Here is a 14,040-nt window from a genome sequence, read left to right as displayed (position 1 = left end):
CCCCGGGTGCAGGCTGCCCTTGATGGCAAGGCAGGGTGACATCCTCGTCCATCACTTCAGCCACGTAGGCAACAACGCTGCAAGAACGGGCAGACGGCCGCCCTTCTCCTGGCCGCAAAACAAGTTCTTCGGAGCCATCGGCGCATCGAGGTGCCAGAGATTGTCGTGACCGCAACGGATGAGCCGCGGTTTGGCAGGCCCCGGCAGGGGACTTTTCGCCAGCCACTGGCTCGATGGGACTTCGAGGCCGTTCAGCTGGAGCGGTCCGTCGCAGGTCATCGCGCCGACGTCTACGGCATCCGTGCGGACGGCTCGCCGGGCATCGTCGAGTTCCGAATCACCACCAAGACGAATGAGCAGAAGCGCGCCGCGTATCGCCAGCGAACATTCCCGCAGTGGAGGTCAACCTGCGCCCTCTTCTCGGCAAGGCCCTCACCCTGGAGGAGCTGGCCAAGGAAGTCTGCGACGACCCCGCGAGTCGAGAGTGGCTCCATCATCCGGAGGCGGCAGCCCTCGAGCGACAGCTCATGGCCGAACTCCACGCGTTGCGACCCCCGCCTGCACCAGCGCCTGCGCCGTTCAGGGGCGCCGGACCGCCGGTCTATATGCGCACGAGCACCGACCTCAGCATGCTGGACGCAGAGCGCCTGGCCATCCGCAAGGAGCACGAGCGCCACCGTGCGTTGACGCCCGAGCAGAAGCTCGCCGAGCTCCAGGCCGCGCTGGGCGCGCCGCCGGACGCCTGGCCCGACCTGTTCACAACCGTGAAGCCCAACTCACGGCCGGCCGTCAATGCACCAGCGCCCCTTTGGCAGGGTGCCCTCTTCCAAGAATTCGTTCTCGGTACTCTCAGGGACGCGCGAAGGCGCGACTACGGCTTCTCCGCAGCTGCAGTGAACGGCTGGACCTGGGCGCGGTTCGATGCAAGCCCTGGCGAGTCGATGACTGGCATCATTTCGGAAGTGCTTCGCTTCCTCGGGCACCTTGTCGCCAAGGGATACCTGCGCTTCTCAGGCGACAAGTACGTCGTCGTACGGGACTCGCTGCCACCGTACGGCGGCTGAACCCGGCCTGAGGCTTCAAAGAGTCGACGAATCCGCGCTTTCCCAAAGCTGCGCTCGCATGCGGCAAGTGTCTCTGTTAGTGATAGTCGTCTTCGCGCTGATGGCGGACTGCTGCAACAACAACCGTGCGGTCATCCAGGATTTCGAACAACGCGACGTAGCCCGCGTTGCCATATGAGATGACCAGCTCTCGCAGAAAGGGGCTTGCCCCGACCTTCCTGCAGGTGAACGGAGTCCACTTCAGTGTTTCGATTCCCTGTCGAATCGCATCCAGCGCTTGTTGTGCAACGTCAAGGTCACCATCGCGCGCCAACTCCCGCTCGACGATGAAGTCGAACAGCCGCTCGAGGTCTTCCGTGGCCTCCTCGGAGAACTGGACGCGAAACGTCACGAATGCGCGGCCGACTTGCGCGCCCTGGCGGCCAGAAGCTTGCCCTCGAGTTTTCGTAGTACCTCATCCGCTTCGACGTAGCCGCCGGTCTGCCGGGCGCGTTCCAGGGAGCGAAGGCCGCGGGCGATGAATTCGGCTTGGTTTTGTCGTTGATGAACGGCGCTACGAACAGCCGCTTCCACAAACTCCGACAGCGACTCGCCTTCACCGAGCAGTTGCTCGACTTCTTCGCGCAGCTCAGGTTCGACTCGAACCGAGGGGATGGTCGCGGTTTTCATGGCTCATTGTATTTCATTTGCGATACATGCGCAGGCCTTCAGGAAGCCCCAAGTTCTCGAAGGAGTTCATCTGGCGGCGGAGTTTTCTGCCGACCGAATTCCAATCCCAGTTGAAGCGCCGCTTCTCAGCCCAATGGCACCCGTGTTGAGGGCGTAGGCGGCTCATCACGGGCTTCAGCGTGTTCGGTGGCCTCACGATCCGTATAGTCCGCCCGTGCCCCTCGCCACTTTCCTCGTCGAAGACAGCCTCACCATCCGGAAGAACCTGATTCCGGCCATGGAAGACATGGCCAACGCCCAGGTGGTCGGGGTTGCGGGGTCCAAGCGCGAGGCAGTTGCTTGGCTAAAGGAGCATGCCGACGAGTGGCAACTGGCGGTCGTCGACGTGTTCCTGTCAGAAGGCTCCGGATTGGGGGTCCTAAGGGCGGGCAGAGGGCGCCGGCCCGACCAGCTCGTCGTCGTGCTGACCAACTATGCGACCGACGAGATGCGGCGGCGCTGCCTGGACGTTGGCGCCGATGCAGTCTTTGATAAGTCCACCGAGCTCGAGGCCTTCCTCGCATACTGCCTTGACGCTGCCCGGCATGAGGTGCCCTTGGCGCCTGTCCGTTCCCCAGACGACCAGTCTGAGGCGAGGGACTTGGCTCAGCCGTAGAACTTTCGTGTTGCCACCCGCATCTGTGGCACTCTCAGCGCTTCATGATGAACAAGAAGCGCGGCGCCATCGAGATGACCGCCGCCATGGTGATTTCCGGAACCATCGGTTGGTTCGTCGTCGAATCGGGCCAGCCCATCATCGACCTGCTGTTCTGGCGCTGCGCCTTTGGCGCGGCGACGCTCCTGATTGTGTGCGCGGCCAAGGGCATGCTGCGCGGCCCGCTCTCGCTTCGCCTCTTCGGGTGGGCGGCCCTCGGGGGTGCGGCCCTCGTGCTCAACTGGGTGCTCATCTTCGCCGCGTTCTCGCGCGCGTCCATCTCGATTGCCACCGCGGTCTACAACACCCAGCCATTCATGTTGGTTGCGCTGGGTGCGCTCTTCTTCTCGGAGAAGCTGACCGCAACCAAGCTGATGTGGCTGGGCTTGGCGTTCGCCGGCGTGGTCCTCATCACCGTGGCGAAGCCCGATGCAGACTACGCCGGCCCCGGCTACCTCATCGGCATCCTGCTGGCCCTCGGCGCGGCCTTCTTCTATGCGCTGGCCGCCATCATCACCAAGAAGCTCACCGGCACGCCACCGCACATGATTGCGCTGGCCCAAGTATGTGTCGGCGTCGTCTTGCTCGCGCCCTTTGCCAACTTGTCGACGCTGCCCACAGACGGCCGGGCCTGGGGAAGCTTCGTAGTCATGGGCGTCGTCTATACCGGGCTGGTGTTCGTGCTGCTCTACGGCGCCATACAGAAGCTGCCGACGCACATGGCGGGTGCGCTGTCCTTTCTGTACCCCGTCGTCGCAATCGTGGTCGACTTCGTGGCCTTCGACCACCGGCTGCACTTGTTGCAGCTCCTCGGCGTGGCCGCCATCCTGCTCTCTGCGGCGGGGGTGCACCTCGGCTGGTCGCTCAGGCGGTCAAGAGCGCCTGCCGATTACTAGCCCTTCGGCAGAGCTTCCCGCCGAGAGCTACCAGCCTCGTGTGTCATCGCGCGCCACCACTGCTTCAAGCGATGCCGCAATGGTCCCGAACGCTCTTCCATCGGGACGTGAGCCAGGTGCTCGCGATAGAGCTCGCGCCGCATCGCCAGGGCTGACCGGAGAGCAACAAGGTTGTGCTCTGCGTACGACCAGAGGCCATGGACAACGAAGTTGCCAGGCTTGCTCGAGTCCGGCTTCGGTTGGGCGTGAACGTCAGTCGCACCGATGCTTCTTAGCAGTTCGACTCGTGCCGCAGCGACCATCGTGCCATCGCTGTTCTCTATCTCCCGTGACAACATGAAGTGCACGTTCTGGATGCTCGGGAAGCGCTCGGCCAGGAACATCGTGGCCTCGACGAGCAAGAGTGGACCAAGGTGGCGGTGCTCGGCTACGACAGACGGCGCAGGCAAGAAGCGACTGACGCGAACTTCCGACTTGTCGGAGTTAACTTCGACCGGCTTAACCGTACCAAGGAAACGACTCCGGTCAAAGGCGTACATGGGCTCGCCCAGTTGGTAGTCCGACAGGTCCGCGCCTGCGAGGTGCAATTTCTTAAAGGTCAAGATTCATCAGGGGTCGACTCCCAGGCTCTCCGTGGCTGTATTCCTGATGAGGATGACACATCGGACGGGCCCTTCAGGCTTCGATGAGCGGGGTCCACGTGTCTTACTTCACATTCAGAACGTTATAGAGCATAAGCACCGGCAAGCAGCGTCAGCTTGGAGACCGGTATCGGTGGAGATGAGCATTGCGCGAGTTGATGAGCACACGGAGGACTCACTTTCTCCCGAGCTACGTCGATTTCGTCACGCGACACGCCGACCCGGTTAAGGCAAACTGACTACATGTTCAGGCCGCTGCTCCTTCTCGTTGGTGCCCTTGCCGCGCTCTCCCTTGTCTACACGTTTGGCTTTGGGCTGCTCATCGCCTTCGCAGCGATCGCCGCCGCAACTTTGTTGTTTTCAAATGGGCAGGCGCAGGAATCGGAAGCGACTCAAGGCGGTCAGACGGACTATCACACCACCAGGTTTGCGGGGTTTTAGGGAGGGGCGGAGGCTCGGATGCGAATCCGTGCAGTGCGCCCAATCCGTTGGCGGCGCTCTCGACAGGTACTACTGCGATTCCGATAGCGACGTGTTGTCTCGTCGGTGTCAGCGAACTGGAAACAACCCGGCGCTTCGATAGCCCTCAATCAAAGCATCGAAAAGCGAAATATCGCAGCGGCTCCTCGCAATGAGCTGTGCGCCGGCAATGGCGGCGTAAATGGCCTTGGCTCGTTGCTCGCTCGCCTTCTTAGCCAGGCCCGAAGCGGACAGCACTTTCCGCAGCCACGCCACGTTGACGTCAGCAAAGGCCTGCACCTCAGTCTTCACGGTTGCTGGTAGGTCGTCGTACTCCGCGCCCATAAAGCTACCGAGGCAGAGTCGGTTGTCGTCCTCCAGCGATTTACGAAAGATGTTGGGGTAGTTGCGCAGGGCGCGAACAGGGTCCTCGACCTCGACCAGCATGGCGTCGAGCACCGCGGCGGGTCTTCCCAATAGCGCTTGGCAACCGCCGCACCAAGGTCGGCTTTCGTCGCGAAGTGGTAGTACAGGCTAGCGTGCTTGATGCCCACGGCATCGGCCATCCACGTGGAACCGGTGCGCATCCCGGCGCTCGAACGCGACTTCGCTCTCGATGTCTTCAAGCGCCTGCACGTGATGGAGATGAAGCCCGGGTTTGCTGAAGCGACTGCCGGCCGGAGCCCGGGCGAGCTCTACAAAATGGCCAAGACGATGCTTGGGCTGCCGGATACGTCGATGAAGGACTACATCGACGCCGAGCAAGCGGTGGAGCGCCTGCGCGATGGCTACGCCGAGTACTTCAAGAACTTCGACGTGCTGCTTACGCACGTTCTTCCGATTCCGGCACACAAGCACGGTGTCACGGAGTTCGTCATCAATGGCCAGAAGGTGGATGCCACGTACCTGCAGGGCGCCACCGTTCCGCTCAACGTCACCGGCCTGCCTGGCATCTCGATGCGCTTCGGCACCAGCAAGGAAGGGATGCCCATCAACGTTCAGCTCGTTGGCAGCTGGCTGGCCGAGTCGACCATCTGCACGTCGCGTCACTGCTCGAAAGCGTGAGCACGGTGCGACGCCTGCACCCGAAGCTCTGACTGGCCCCTCGTGGAGAGAGCACGTCAGCGCTCTTGCTGCAAGACAAAGTCCATCCACAATCGGCCACGAACTCTTCAAGAACAACCATGCAATATCGCGCTATCTCTGCTCTGGACCGGACTCGCCGCTCGTTGGATTTCGGGCGTTACGTTCCGCGGGCCTGGCCTTGGGCGACGGTGGAGTGATGCAGACCAGCAGCGCGGCGGCCTGCTCCTTGCGGGGTCGAGCTGCCTGACTACAATTTATAGGCCTACAGCCAAAGCGCACACACCGTTCCCGGCACAGCGCCCGGCCGAGAAACACGTGGCGGCGGGAGAACCGCGCAGAAAGGCCGTAGGGTGTTTATAAGGGGCGGCCGGCCTGAGGGGGAGAGCAATCATGGCGACAACGATTGCGAAACAGGTCTGCTTCCAACTCGACAGCCGATTGACGGCGGCCGAAGCCGCTCTGGCGGCTGGCGGCATGGCATCCCCGGTCCTCGTGGCGGTCGTTGCGGAGTTTCGGCGGAAGTTTGCGAAAACGCGGCCGTCGATGGAAGGCGACCCTGCCCCCGGCCAACGCGAGGCCGTATTCGAGCTCGAGCAGGCGGCCGATAGCGCCAAGTGGGCGGCTTTGGCCGACCCGGGTGCGTCCGAGCAGATCAAGCTGGCGGTCGTCGCCGCGCACGACTCGATCTGCTGGTTCAAGGCGACCGGCTCCCTGCTCGACCGGGAGTACGCCGAACAAGACCCGCTCGCTGGCTAACCTGAAGCGGCGTGGGTCGCTGTCTATCGGTGCCGAGGACGCAACCCCGAGGCGTGCGCATCAAGGATTTGGAGCAGATCTACCAGGTCACTTTGAACCCGCTGCGCAACACAGTTTGAAACTTCGCGCGGCTTCTTCACCCATCTGTCTAGACTGGAGCGGACTTCGGATCAGAAGTCGTCCACGAGACAATCGCCCCATGACCCCCCGCATCATTGATCTTCAAACACGTGACTTCTCAGAATACGCGGAGTACTTGAACGATCACATTTCCGACAACGGAGCCGAAGGGCAGCCTCTGTTTCAGCCCATTGCTCGCTTGGACTGCCACTTTGCAGGCGAGAGAGCAGTTGGCTTCCGCCGAGCCTTAGATGTAGTTCCTCCTACTCCAGGATGGCGCCGGGCTTGGGTCACCTTGGGCTGGTGAGGACAGGATTATCGGCCATGTCGACCTGAGGGCTCATCCGACTCCCTACATGGTTCATCGGTGCCTGCTGGGGATGGGTGTACATCGCGAATGGCGACGCTCGGGCATCGGACAGCGTCTACTAGACGTCGCAATCGAATGGGCGAAAGCGGATCAGCAGTTGGAGTGGATCGACCTGCAAATAGTGGACTGTAACGTTTGAATGGGAAGTATCATCGTGCCTGTGGAGGGCACGATGAAGCTGACCAAGACCGAACTCATGGAACTTCAGCGGCAAGCCAGTGCGAGGAACGGTCAGGCCGATTCGGCACGACACGCGCGCCTGATCCTGCTGCTGTCCGAAGGGCTGACCTGGGCCGAGATTCGGGTCAAGCTCGATTGCAGCGACAGCTATATCGATCGCTGGAGCAAGCGATTTGCCGCGGATCGACTGGCCGGGCTGTTCGCACGACACGCTGGGCGCGAGCGCTACAAGGTGACTGATCGGGTCGAGGCGCGCGTGCTCGCGTGGACCACCAAGCGCAAGCCCGCGGACGGCTCGACGCACTGGTCTTCGCGCAAGCTCGCCGCCGAACTCGGTGGCGCCATCTCGCACATGACGGTGGCGCGCATCTGGGCCAAGCACGCCATCAAGTCCCATCGCCTCGAAGGCTATCTGAGCTCCAACGACCCGGACTTCGAGTCCAAGGCGGCCGATGTGATCGGGCTGTACCTGAACCCGCCGCAGCACGCGGCGGTGTTCAGCGTGGACGAGAAGACTGCGATCCAAGCCCTGGACCGCAAGGACCCGGTGCTGCCGCTGTCGCCCGGACGCGCTGAGCGCCACGGCTTCGAGTACTTCCGGCACGGCACGCTGTCGTTGTACGCGGCCTTCAACACCAAGACCGGCGAGGTGCTGGGCAAGACGGCCGCTCGTCACACATCGGCGGAGTTCGTTGCCTTCCTCATCGACATCGTGGCGAACCAGCCCAAGGGCAAGGAAATCCATGTGATCGCCGACAACCTGTCGGCTCACAAGACCAAGCAGGTCGAGCAGTTCCTTGGCGAGCATCCCAACGTGCATATGCACTTCACTCCGACCTACTCGTCCTGGCTCAACCAGGTCGAGTTGTGGTTCGCCAAGATCGAGCGCGACGTCATTGCCCGCGGCGTCTTCACCTCCGTGCCGGATCTCAAGCGAAAGCTCATGCGCTACATCCGTCAATACAACAAGCAGCCAAAGCCCGTGAAGTGGAAGTACTTCGATCCTTCGCGTCGCATTACTTCCACTTCAACTGTTACGGTCCAGTAGTCGCGTCCAACGGGGCGGCCGTCAGGCTTTATGAGCGAGCCGGGTTTATGGAGACCGGACTCATTCGAGACTGCTTCCGTGTGGACGGGCGCCAGGTGGACTATCTGTCTATGGCATTGCCAGTTCGTAGAGAGCGCAGCGTCGTGACCTGAGCGCGAGCCAGTGAGCCTGCAGAGCCAAGGCTGTGAGAAAGCGAAGGGCTATGCCCGCCAGATGCCTATCGCTGCAAGTAGGGCGAAGGAACGGGGGATGACGCATTAACCCGTACACCTTTCCTCCGCCAGAGAGGAGTTCCGGGTTCTTGTCAGCCGTGTAGTAGCCGACGATGAGAACTGTCTCTGCATCAACAAGTGCAGCACGCAATGCATCGCGCTCATCGTCGGTTAGTCGAGCGCGCTCTATAAGGCTATAAGGTTCTTCTGGGAGCCGAGGTCGAGCGCCGATTCGAACGACATACTTCTTCCTCGCCGGTCCTGCAGGACGGGTTTGACGGCTGCCTCTCCGGGGCTACCTGGCGCGCCATCACGCCGGTTCCGGGGGTATCCCGCGGGCACTGGGCCATGACGCGTTCTCGCGGTCATCTCATGATCGGGTTCAGTGCGGGCACACGAGCGCGCGGCCCGTGTGGCGCGGCAGCGCGAAACCGCGCCGATGCACTCGGCGGGCGATTGCGTTTTCGGCCGATCGGCGCACACTCTTGCGACGATCCGGGCCACCTGGGCCTGGCGGCCCGAGCGCCCATTCACACACGGCTGATCCGCCATCCGGCAACCAAACCCCGGGAGAACGATCTTGGACATCTCCACCTGGCTGCGAGGGATCGGTTTGGGCCAGTATGCCGAGCTGTTCCGGTCCAACGACATCGACGACACGCTGATTCACCAACTGAGTGGCGACGATCTCAAGGAGCTGGGCGTCGTCTCGCTCGGTCATCGCAAGAGATTGCTGGAGGCCATTGCGGCCCTCGGCCGTGCGCCTGAATCGGCGACACCTGGAGCCGTCTCGCCCGGACGTGTCGCAGACGCCCCCGGCTCGGCCGCCGAGCGCCGCCACCTCACCGTGATGTTCGTCGACCTTGTCGGCTCCACCGCACTCTCGACCCAGCTCGATCCGGAAGACATGCGCGAGCTGATCCGCACGTATCAAAACACGGTGGCCGGGGAGATCTCTCGCTTCGAGGGCCACATCGCGCAATTCCTCGGCGACGGCGTGCTCGCCTATTTCGGCTGGCCGCGAGCGCATGAAGACGACGCCGAGCGTGCGGTGCGCGCCGGCTTGGCCGTCACGGCCGCGGCTTCGCAGCTGATAACGCCCGCCGCAAAGAACCTGCAGACGCGGATCGGCATCGCCACCGGCATGGTCGTCGTGGGCGATCTCATCGGCGAAGGATCGGGACAGCGCCACGCGGTCGTGGGCGAAACACCCAATTTCGCGGCCCGGCTGCAGGGAGTTGCCGAGCCCGGTACGGTAGTCATCGCAGATTCAACGCGCCACCTCGCAGGTGATCTGTTCGTGCTGCGCGATATCGGGGCGCAGACCTTCAAGGGGATCTCCGAGCCGACGGCCGTCTTTGCGGTGGTCGGAGAGCGCACGCTCGAGAGCCGGTTCGCGGCGAGACACGAGGGCGAAGTGACAGCGATCGTCGGCCGCGATCAGGAACTCGCCTTGCTGGTCGAGCGCTGGCGACAGGCCAAGGCCGGCGAAGGCCAGGTGGTATTGCTCAGCGGCGAGGCCGGCGTTGGCAAGTCGCGAATCGCGGAAGCCGTGATCGAAGCAGCGCTCGCCGAGCCGCACTTTCTGCTGCGCTACCAATGTTCGCCGTACCACGCGGACTCCGCGCTCTATCCGACAATCCACCAGCTCACTCACGCGGCCGGCTTCACCGAAGACGACAGTGCCGACCAGCGCCTGGAGCGACTCGAGGGACTGCTGGCCATGGCCACCGATGAGGTCAGTGTGGTCGCGCCGCTGATGGCCGCGTTGTTGGGGCTCGATCCAACCTCGCGTTACGGCGCGAGCACACTCACCCCCCAGCAGCGTCGCAATCGCACACTCGCTGCCCTCATCGACCAACTTACTGGGCTGGCCAGTCGCAAACCTGTGCTCTGGGTCGTTGAAGACGCGCACTGGATCGACCCGACGACACTGGAGATGATCGAGCTGGCGCTCGATCGTGTACAGGGAACTCGCGTGCTCACGCTAATCACGTCGCGCCCGACGTTCGTCGCATCCTTCGGAAGTCATCCGGTGGTGACGCGGCTGGCGCTGAACCGGCTCGGCCGCGCCGCAACGCAGGCAATCGTCACCCGCATCGCGCGTGGCAAGCGCCTTCCCGAGGTCCTGCTCGACGAGATTGCCGCCAAGACAGACGGCGTTCCGCTTTTCGTCGAGGAGATGACCAAGGCGGTCATCGAGTCGGGGGTGCTGCGAGAGGACGTGGATGCGTACCACCTGGACGGTCCGCTCAGCGCGCTCGCCATCCCCACCACGCTGCACGACTCGTTGATGGCGCGGCTCGATCGGCTGCAGCCGGTGAAGGAGGTGGCCCAAACCGCCGCGGTGATCGGCCGCAGCTTCGACCACCGAACCATCGCCGCACTTTCGGACAAGCCCGCGGACGAACTCGCCAGTGCAATGCATCAGCTGGTGGAAGCCGAGTTGATCTTTCGCCGTGGCACGCCGCCGGAGGCGACCTATCTTTTCAAGCATGCCTTGGTCCGCGATGCTGCCTACGAGAGCCTGCTCAAGGCCAGACGGATCACGCTGCATGCGCGATTGCTCGACGTGCTGGAGAGTCGGGGCGACGCGGCAGCCGAGGTCATGGCACAGCACGCCGAGGCGGCCGGCCTCACGGAGCGAGCCATCGGCTACTGGGCGCAGGCCGGCACGCAGGCACTGGGGCGGCCGGCCTACAAGGAGGCGATCGTCAGCCTGGAGAATGCCCTTCGCCTGTGCCGCACGATGGGCCACGGGCTGCCCTGGAAGCGCCGCGAGCAAGGCCTTCACCTGCAGATCGGGCAAGCGCTGATCGCGAACCAGGGGTACAACGCGCCGGCGACGCTGCGTGCGTTCGAGCGTGCACTGGCGCTGGCCGAGGAGATCGGCGATGTGTCTTTGCAACTCCCTGCGCTATACGGCCAATGGATCGCCCGCTATGTGAGCGGTGGGACTGCGCAGGGCGCCGAGCGTTACGCCGCACTCGCCGCGGCGCAAGCCGAGAGCGGGCCGAAGCTCGTCGGGCTGCGCATGCTCGCAGTCGAGCGCTTCTTCGAGGGTCGATTCAAGCAGGCGCTGGCGCTGTCCCGCAAGGTGCTCGACAGCTACGATCCGATGGCGCATCGCGATCTCGGCCTTCGCTTCGGCCAGGACCCGCGCGCCGCGGCCGCAACCTGGGAAGGCTGGAATCTTTGGCACCTGGGCTTTCCCGATCAGGCTGCGCTGACAATCCAGGACAATCTGAGTTGGAGCCGAGAGCTCAACCACGCCAACACGACTGCGTATGTCTTGTGCTTTGGCGTCGCGGTGACCAACATGCATCTGCGCCGGCCGGAGCGCGTCGAAAGCGCCGCGCGCGAAGCGCTGCGCCTGGCCGAAGAGATGTTGCTGCCACTTTGGCATGCCCTTGCTCGGACGTATCTCGGCAGCGCCCTGTCGCAACAGGATGCTGCACGCGGAATGGAGGAAATCGAGGCTGGCTTGGGTGAGCTTGACCAGCTAGGGATCGGATGGATGCGGCCATTGCATCAGATCATTGGGGCGGACGCCTGTTCCCGCGCCGGCCGACACGAACAAGCCTGGGCGCACAACACAGCGGCCTTCGCAGCCTTGGCCGATAGTGGCGACTTGTCTTTCGCCGCCGAGCTGCATCGTACGCAGGCGGCGTTGCTGCTGCGCGCCGATCGCGGCGCGCACGAGGCCGCCGAGACAGAGCTGAAGCGCGCACTGGAGATTGCGTATCAGCAAGAGGCACTCATGCTGCAACTGCGTGCCGCGCGAGACCTTGCGCGGCTGCTGGCCGAGCGCGGCGAAAGACAGCAGGCCGCCGACCTGCTTGCACCCATCTACGGTGCCTTCACCGAGGGCTTCGATACACCGGACCTTGTCGAATCCAAGGCGCTGCTCGACGAATTGCGGAACTGATGCGCTGGACCGCTGCGGCGGCTGACCGCGCTGGTATCGCACGCACATTCGTTGCAGGCCGCCTGTTCTGCTGTTCACGGGTCGTAGCTCCTCCGCATCGACTTAAAGCTCATCGGTGTCAGCTCATCCATGCATGCAGCATCAAGTGCCGAGTGTTCAGCGTGAGCAAGAAGCTGGACTAGCTGTCTGGGAAGTGGAAGAACCAAGAGTCGTCGAGGAAAGCCTCGACAGGACTGCAGTGCGGCAGACATCCAGAATTTCATCGGCGAGTGGTGAGTCGTCAGGACACGCTCGTGACAGCACTATTGCGCCGATTACCTGTGCAATGACGTCGGAATCGCTGAACGTGGTCATACAGGGCACGACGCGGCGTGCCTCGAACCGCAAATCACGAATGCGATCGAGGATTTGCTTGCAGACCATCGGCCACGTGAGTCGAGCCGCCAGATCGAAACCAGTCTTTGATGTCGGCCTCGTTTTCGAGTTCCACATCGACCGGATCGCTCCCGAGCTTCAGCCACGTGTGACCGTCGGGATAGGGAATCGGCGGCAGGATGTATGGGTCCATGCCCTTGGGGCCGAAACAGCGCATTGGAGGCATGCCGGCTAGGCGTCTAACCTCCGCCTCGTCGAGACGGAACATCGCCACGGTGCGCGCAAACACCTTGAATCCGAACGACCGACCAAGCAGGGACGCGGTATGACCGCCTGTCGCAACAAGAACACGCTCGGCCTCGACGCTTCCCGACTTCGTCTTGATCGTCACACCGAAGCCGCATTCTGAAATACCCAGGGCCGGCTCGTCGATGATCGAGCTCCGGCTCGCTGCGCTGCGACCGTCTGCGCCTGGACGAGGCGGCGCGGGCTGATGAAGCCGGCATCGACTGGCTCGAAGACGCCGCGCATGGCCTTTGTTGATCGCAGGAACGGAAATCGCTTCGCTAGGCTTGCATCCTCAAATGCTTCGCATGGGATGCCGGCAGTATGAGCGATTTCGCCGATCAGGGCGACGTCGGGGCTATCGCTGGCTTCGAGGTGAAGGACGCCAACTTCACGGTGGCGAGCGAAGGCCGTCCTTGCCTGAATGTTGATCTTCAACAATCGGCCCAGCAGCAGCATTCAATTGCCCTGCCGACAACTCGCCCGCCCGGGCCACTACCGTTCAACGCTGCCCGGCGCTAGTATTTCCGCATGCAACGCTTGCTCATTGCGCTGGGCGTGCTCCTCGTCGTCGCAGGCCTTACCTGGCCTTGGCTCTCACGGCTGCCTTGGGGGCGCTTGCCGGGAGATTTCGCGATCGAGCGAGAAGGCTTCAGCTTCCATTTTCCGCTGGCGACCTCGCTGATCGTGTCGATCGTCCTGAGCGTCCTCTTCTGGTGGTGGTGGCGCAAGTAGGCCCGACCCCTCAAGGCAGGATCTCCCTGAAGATCACCTGGGCTGTCGCGCGTTCGGATCCTCCACCGTAAATAGCCGGTAACCGGTGTGAGCGAGCCCGAGCTGAGCCGCGATCGGCTCGCCATTAACACCGTGCAGCCCTCCGCGAGCCTGCCGGTGGCGCACGCGCAAACCTGCGTTCTCTTCGGACGCCCGCCCCCCAACCCAACGCCATGCTCGGCCACTCGTTCCTGGGAGGAACAGATGACTTCTCTGGTCGACCAGCGTCCGCAGCGCGCAATGGGGAATACGGCGTTTCCTCGGTCAGCCAGATTTGGGGCCGTGCCGCCGCCGCGGTGCGGGGTTTGGCACGGCGCCGTACCAACGCCATGGCGACGAGCGCTTCCTGGCGCGCGCCACGCACGATCCGCGTCTGCTCGAAGAACTGCAGGCAGTGATTGCGCGCCATCAGTCCGCCCTCTGAAGGCCGATCGCGGGCTGGCAGTCCGGCGGATGTTGTGGCTCGCATGATCGCTCCGCGCA

At 63.2% G+C, this 14,040-nt stretch carries 15 protein-coding genes and 2 pseudogenes; 10 read left to right on the top strand and 7 right to left on the bottom strand.

Annotation, left to right across the window (positions count from 1 at the left end):
• The first annotated feature begins 395 nt into the window (after positions 1-395).
• Complete coding sequence (locus EJI01_RS24180; RefSeq protein ID WP_126839673.1) at positions 396-1,064, top strand: hypothetical protein; 669 nt, start codon at positions 396-398, stop codon at positions 1,062-1,064.
• A gap of 76 nt (positions 1,065-1,140) precedes the next feature.
• Here EJI01_RS24180 and EJI01_RS24175 read toward each other — a convergent pair whose 3' ends face one another.
• A complete protein-coding gene (locus EJI01_RS24175; protein ID WP_126839672.1) occupies positions 1,141-1,455 on the bottom strand; it encodes a type II toxin-antitoxin system RelE/ParE family toxin in 315 nt (104 codons plus the stop codon).
• The gene (locus EJI01_RS24170) at positions 1,452-1,733 is read right to left on the bottom strand and encodes a YlcI/YnfO family protein (RefSeq protein WP_126839671.1); all 282 of its coding nucleotides are present in this window, start codon (positions 1,731-1,733) and stop codon (positions 1,452-1,454) included. Before EJI01_RS24170 ends, EJI01_RS24175 begins: the two co-directional genes overlap by 4 nt.
• 214 nt (positions 1,734-1,947) lie before the next feature.
• Here EJI01_RS24170 and EJI01_RS24165 point away from each other — a divergent pair, with 214 nt between their 5' ends.
• Positions 1,948-2,388 (top strand): response regulator, encoded by a 441-nt coding sequence (locus tag EJI01_RS24165; protein WP_126839670.1) that lies wholly within the window; start codon positions 1,948-1,950, stop codon positions 2,386-2,388.
• Between the two features lie 44 nt (positions 2,389-2,432).
• Entirely contained in the window at positions 2,433-3,323 is an 891-nt protein-coding gene (locus EJI01_RS24160; RefSeq protein ID WP_126839669.1) for a DMT family transporter, read from the top strand.
• Here the strand turns inward: EJI01_RS24160 and EJI01_RS24155 are convergent.
• The gene (locus tag EJI01_RS24155; protein ID WP_126839668.1) at positions 3,320-3,925 is read right to left on the bottom strand and encodes a hypothetical protein; all 606 of its coding nucleotides are present in this window, start codon (positions 3,923-3,925) and stop codon (positions 3,320-3,322) included. The genes EJI01_RS24160 and EJI01_RS24155 overlap by 4 nt on opposite strands.
• Positions 3,926-4,207: 282 nt before the next feature.
• Between EJI01_RS24155 and EJI01_RS24150 the strand changes: the two genes are divergently transcribed.
• Positions 4,208-4,405: a hypothetical protein gene (locus EJI01_RS24150; RefSeq protein WP_126839667.1), complete on the top strand. Its 198-nt coding sequence runs from the start codon at positions 4,208-4,210 to the stop codon at positions 4,403-4,405.
• A 108-nt stretch (positions 4,406-4,513) separates the two neighbouring features.
• Here EJI01_RS24150 and EJI01_RS24145 read toward each other — a convergent pair.
• A pseudogene (locus EJI01_RS24145) lies at positions 4,514-5,010 on the bottom strand (TetR/AcrR family transcriptional regulator).
• On the opposite strand from EJI01_RS24145, the gene EJI01_RS24140 reads away from it, so the two are divergent.
• The 5 genes from EJI01_RS24140 (at position 4,994) to EJI01_RS24115 (ending at position 12,123) form a co-directional block, all read left to right on the top strand.
• Positions 4,994-5,488, top strand: coding sequence for an amidase (locus EJI01_RS24140; protein WP_260602642.1), 495 nt, complete (start codon positions 4,994-4,996; stop codon positions 5,486-5,488). The pseudogene EJI01_RS24145 and the gene EJI01_RS24140 sit on opposite strands and share 17 nt — an antisense overlap.
• Positions 5,489-5,899: 411 nt before the next feature.
• Positions 5,900-6,265, top strand: a complete 366-nt coding sequence (locus tag EJI01_RS24135) for a hypothetical protein (RefSeq protein WP_126839666.1) — start codon at positions 5,900-5,902, stop codon at positions 6,263-6,265.
• Between the two features lie 476 nt (positions 6,266-6,741).
• Positions 6,742-6,894 carry a GNAT family N-acetyltransferase gene (locus EJI01_RS29720; protein ID WP_409513980.1) on the top strand — a complete coding sequence of 51 codons (153 nt, stop codon included), beginning with the start codon at positions 6,742-6,744 and terminating at the stop codon, positions 6,892-6,894.
• Positions 6,895-6,927: 33 nt separating this feature from the next.
• The gene (locus tag EJI01_RS24125) at positions 6,928-7,983 is read left to right on the top strand and encodes an IS630 family transposase (protein ID WP_126839665.1); all 1,056 of its coding nucleotides are present in this window, start codon (positions 6,928-6,930) and stop codon (positions 7,981-7,983) included.
• Positions 7,984-8,775: 792 nt separating this feature from the next.
• Positions 8,776-12,123, top strand: a complete 3,348-nt coding sequence (locus EJI01_RS24115; RefSeq protein ID WP_126839664.1) for an AAA family ATPase — start codon at positions 8,776-8,778, stop codon at positions 12,121-12,123.
• A gap of 156 nt (positions 12,124-12,279) precedes the next feature.
• On the opposite strand, the pseudogene EJI01_RS29445 reads toward EJI01_RS24115, so the two are convergent.
• The 3 genes and pseudogenes from EJI01_RS29445 to EJI01_RS24100 form a co-directional block, all read right to left on the bottom strand.
• A pseudogene (locus EJI01_RS29445) lies at positions 12,280-12,456 on the bottom strand (TetR/AcrR family transcriptional regulator); the annotation flags it as partial.
• Positions 12,457-12,511: 55 nt separating this feature from the next.
• Positions 12,512-12,889 (bottom strand): hypothetical protein, encoded by a 378-nt coding sequence (locus EJI01_RS24105; protein WP_126839663.1) that lies wholly within the window; start codon positions 12,887-12,889, stop codon positions 12,512-12,514.
• Positions 12,886-13,242 (bottom strand): hypothetical protein, encoded by a 357-nt coding sequence (locus EJI01_RS24100; protein WP_126839662.1) that lies wholly within the window; start codon positions 13,240-13,242, stop codon positions 12,886-12,888. The genes EJI01_RS24105 and EJI01_RS24100 overlap by 4 nt, the downstream gene beginning before the upstream one ends.
• A 72-nt stretch (positions 13,243-13,314) precedes the next feature.
• On the opposite strand from EJI01_RS24100, the gene EJI01_RS24095 reads away from it, so the two are divergent.
• A complete protein-coding gene (locus EJI01_RS24095; protein WP_126839661.1) occupies positions 13,315-13,518 on the top strand; it encodes a DUF2905 domain-containing protein in 204 nt (67 codons plus the stop codon).
• Positions 13,519-14,040 lie beyond the last annotated feature (522 nt).

Origin of the sequence: Variovorax sp. MHTC-1 (assembly GCF_003984645.1) — a bacterium.
Classification (GTDB): Bacteria; Pseudomonadota; Gammaproteobacteria; order Burkholderiales; family Burkholderiaceae_C; genus Variovorax.
Note: the sequence above shows the minus strand (reverse complement) of the source record. Positions and strands in the feature narration are given on the sequence as shown.

Excerpts from the sequence above, each read along its gene's own strand:
- EJI01_RS24095 (WP_126839661.1), top strand. The coding sequence starts at position 13,315 with ATGCAACGCTTGCTCATTGCGCTGGGCGTGCTCCTCGTCGTCGCAGGC.
- EJI01_RS24100 (WP_126839662.1), bottom strand. The coding sequence starts at position 13,242 with ATGCTGCTGCTGGGCCGATTGTTGAAGATCAACATTCAGGCAAGGACG.
- EJI01_RS24170 (WP_126839671.1), bottom strand. The coding sequence starts at position 1,733 with ATGAAAACCGCGACCATCCCCTCGGTTCGAGTCGAACCTGAGCTGCGC.
- EJI01_RS24125 (WP_126839665.1), top strand. The coding sequence starts at position 6,928 with ATGAAGCTGACCAAGACCGAACTCATGGAACTTCAGCGGCAAGCCAGT.
- EJI01_RS24150 (WP_126839667.1), top strand. The coding sequence starts at position 4,208 with ATGTTCAGGCCGCTGCTCCTTCTCGTTGGTGCCCTTGCCGCGCTCTCC.
- EJI01_RS24135 (WP_126839666.1), top strand. The coding sequence starts at position 5,900 with ATGGCGACAACGATTGCGAAACAGGTCTGCTTCCAACTCGACAGCCGA.
- EJI01_RS24160 (WP_126839669.1), top strand. The coding sequence starts at position 2,433 with ATGATGAACAAGAAGCGCGGCGCCATCGAGATGACCGCCGCCATGGTG.
- EJI01_RS29720 (WP_409513980.1), top strand. The coding sequence starts at position 6,742 with ATGGTTCATCGGTGCCTGCTGGGGATGGGTGTACATCGCGAATGGCGA.